This is a genomic window from Chitinimonas sp. (assembly GCF_041904975.1).
In the GTDB taxonomy this organism is placed as follows: Bacteria; Pseudomonadota; Gammaproteobacteria; order Burkholderiales; family Chitinimonadaceae; genus Chitinimonas.
Window position 1 is genome coordinate 1 of record NZ_JAYRLZ010000394.1, and the last position, 2,908, is coordinate 2,908.

General features: G+C 64.6%; 5 protein-coding genes. 1 reads left to right on the top strand and 4 read right to left on the bottom strand.

Annotation, left to right across the window (positions count from 1 at the left end):
* Positions 1 to 251 precede the first annotated feature (251 nt).
* The gene (locus tag ACE3OH_RS21310) at positions 252 to 1,070 is read left to right on the top strand and encodes a CHAD domain-containing protein (RefSeq protein WP_374357982.1); all 819 of its coding nucleotides are present in this window, start codon (positions 252 to 254) and stop codon (positions 1,068 to 1,070) included.
* 19 nt (positions 1,071 to 1,089) lie between these two features.
* Here the strand turns inward: ACE3OH_RS21310 and ACE3OH_RS21315 are convergent, their stop codons facing one another.
* From ACE3OH_RS21315 to ACE3OH_RS21330, 4 genes are all read right to left on the bottom strand, one after another.
* Positions 1,090 to 1,581, bottom strand: a complete 492-nt coding sequence (locus ACE3OH_RS21315) for a phosphatidylglycerophosphatase A (protein WP_374357985.1) — start codon at positions 1,579 to 1,581, stop codon at positions 1,090 to 1,092.
* Between the two features lie 15 nt (positions 1,582 to 1,596).
* Positions 1,597 to 2,559, bottom strand: a complete 963-nt coding sequence (gene thiL, locus ACE3OH_RS21320) for a thiamine-phosphate kinase (protein WP_374357988.1) — start codon at positions 2,557 to 2,559, stop codon at positions 1,597 to 1,599.
* The gene (locus ACE3OH_RS21325; protein ID WP_374357990.1) at positions 2,559 to 2,774 is read right to left on the bottom strand and encodes a hypothetical protein; all 216 of its coding nucleotides are present in this window, start codon (positions 2,772 to 2,774) and stop codon (positions 2,559 to 2,561) included. Before ACE3OH_RS21325 ends, thiL begins: the two co-directional genes overlap by 1 nt.
* Positions 2,774 to 2,908: transcription antitermination factor NusB (locus ACE3OH_RS21330; protein ID WP_374357993.1), on the bottom strand; the 135-nt coding region annotated here is incomplete at its 5' end. The genes ACE3OH_RS21325 and ACE3OH_RS21330, both read right to left, overlap by 1 nt.

Sequence of the window (2,908 nt, forward strand, 5' to 3'; positions counted from 1 at the left end):
TGGTCCGCATCATGGTAGCTGGCAAAGGAAAAGCTGTGATGCGACTTCAGCCAGCCATGATCGGCAAAACCACGTTCAGCACTGCGACGAACCTTCAGCATATCATCCGCTCTTTCAAAAAATTGAATCAACGAAACGAATGATACGCAGCACACCGCCGGTAAAAAATCGGAATAATCAGTCCTGATAGTTCAGAAACTCTGACAAAGATCAATCGCGCCACTCAGGCGACTCGCCAGAACACCGCACCGATGAATCGACTCGACCAACATATCAAACAAGAAGCAGAGGCCAGCCTGCTGGCCTTGCGGCGACATCGCCGGCGCATCAGGGCGGGCAAGCGGGGCGAGGCGCTGCACGATCTGCGCGTCAGCGCACGGCGCCTGGCAGCCTTGCTGGCTCCCTGGCAGCGCGATCCGGCTTTGCGGCTGCGCAAGCCGCTGCGTGTGGTCAAACGGCATATCACCCACAGCAATGCGATTCGCGACAGCGAGGTGCAGGAACAACTGCTGCGCGACCTGCTGCCCGAACTTCCACGCGACTTGGCAAGCTGGCTGGCGCAGCAGCGCAGGCAGCGCAACCGCAACTTGCTGGCCCTGCGCCGCCAACTGGACAAGCCAGCATTGCCGCGCGCGCTGGGCAAGCTGCGCAAGCGCTTGCGCCGTGGCCTGAAGCGCTTACCCGACCATGCACTGATCGAGGCGATCGGACAGCGCGAATACCGCTTGCGGCAAGGCATTGCCAGCCGCCTGCATGACCAAGCTGCCCTGTTCAGCGACCCGGAGCACTGGCACGCACTGCGCCTTGCCTGCAAGCGCTGGCGCTACTTGCTGGAAAGCCATGGCGTGTATGTGGGCAGCAATTGGGAAACAGCGGCAGCACATGGCCAGCTTGCGCAAGATGCCCTGGGTCAGCTACGCGATGTGGAACTGCTGCAAGCACGATTTGCCGAGGCCGGCCTGGCCGGGCCCGCGATCAGCCAGCATCTGGAACAGGCGCAGCAGCAGCGGCTGGCAGCCGCCCGGCAAGCCTGCCAGGCGTTGCGTACACAGATTGAAACGCAGCAGTAAGCACGGCTGCGACCGGCATTTACACCAGCCAGCCACGCCCCAGCCAAAGCAGTCCCGCCGCCGGCAGCGCCGCCAGGGCATCGTCGAGCATCACGCCCAAGCCACCCTTCACCCGCGCATCGACCCAGCTGATTGGCCAGGGTTTGCTGACATCAAACAGCCGGAACAGCACGAAGGCTGCCAGCCAGCCCTTCCAGCCCTGCGGCACCATGGCCAGCAGCGGCAGCATGGCGACGATCTCATCCCAGACAATGGCGCCGTGGTCCGATACACCCAGCGCGGTGCCGGCCTTGCCACACAACCAGATGCCGACGATAAAGAGCGGAATCGACAGCAGCGCAATTGACAGCGGCGACAAGACCAAGGTCAGCAAGAGGTAGAACGGCAGGGCCGCTGCCGAGCCAGCGGTGCCCGGCGCCTTGGGCGACAGGCCGCTGCCGAAACCGAGCGCCAGAAAGTGCGCAGGATGGGCCAGCAAAAAGCGCAGATCAGGCTGGCGGATGGCAGTCATGGCGGTAAATCCCGTTCAGGCAAAGTGATTGAAGCCGGCGCGCGCTTGCGGCAGCACCCGACCATCGGCGCCTAGCACCGTGACAGCGGCGCCGGCCTGCATGCTGCCGATGCGCGCCATGGGCAAGCCAAGGCGCTCGCCAAGCGCTATCAAGGCCGCGCGCGCCGAGACCGGTGCGGTAAAGCACAGCTCGTAGTCGTCGCCCCCGCTCAGCTGCGCCACTTGTAATGCATCGGCAGCCGGTGGCAAGGCCAAGGGCAAGCCGGGTAAGGCATCGAGCAGCAGCGCCGCGCCCAGGCCAGAGCGCTGGCAGATATGCCCCAGATCGGCCAGCAGGCCATCGGACACATCAATGGCCGCATGGGCCAAACCCGCCAAGGCCAAGCCAAGCTGCACCCGCGGCTCGGGGTAGTCCAGCCGGCGAGCGCAATGCAATAGATCAGCCCCGGCCAGATCCAGCTTGCCAAGCCGCTGCTGCACCGCCAGCGCGGCCGCGCCAGTCGGGCCGGATAGCCAGATATCGTCGCCAAGCCGCGCCGCATCGCGGCGCAATGCCGCAGCCGGTGCCAGCTCGCCGATGATCTGGATCGAAATCGCCAAGGGGCCGCTGGTGGTATCGCCGCCGACCAGGGCAATGCCATGCGCCTCGGCCAGCGCAAACAGGCCGCCAGAAAACGCCTGCAGCCAGTCGGCATCGGCGCGCGGCAGGGTCAGGCACAGGGTGAACCAGCGCGGCGTGGCACCCATGGCAGCAAGGTCTGAAAGATTGACCGCCAGCGACTTCCAGCCGATGGCATAGGGGTCGGTACCGGCAAAGAAATGCCGGCCTTCCACCAGGGTATCGGCCGACACTGCCAGTTGCATGCCGGGGCTGGGCGCCAGCAGTGCCGCATCATCGCCGACGCCAAGCAGCACGCCGGCTTGCTCGCGCTTGAAAAAACGCTCGATCAGCTCGAATTCACCCAGCGCCATCGCCATCAAGCCAGCAGACGCACTTCACGACCGGGTTCGCCCATTTCGTGAAAGATGTCGTCGAGATAGATCGCCAGCTCGGCCGCCGCCAGCCCGGCCGGAATCGGCAGCTCCGCCATCGGCACCAGGGTGCCGTTACCGGGACGGTAGGCACGCCACCCGTCGCCTTCGCGGCGAATGGCGATCTGCTGCCGGCCATACAGATCGAAACGCAGCAGCATCAGCGCCGCTTGCGGTCGGCCGCTGCCACTTCGGCAGCGCGCACTTCCAGCGCCAGTTTGTCCAGCACGCCGTTGACAAAGCGGTGACCGTCGGTGCCACCAAAAGTCTTGGCGATTTCGATCGCCTCATTGAT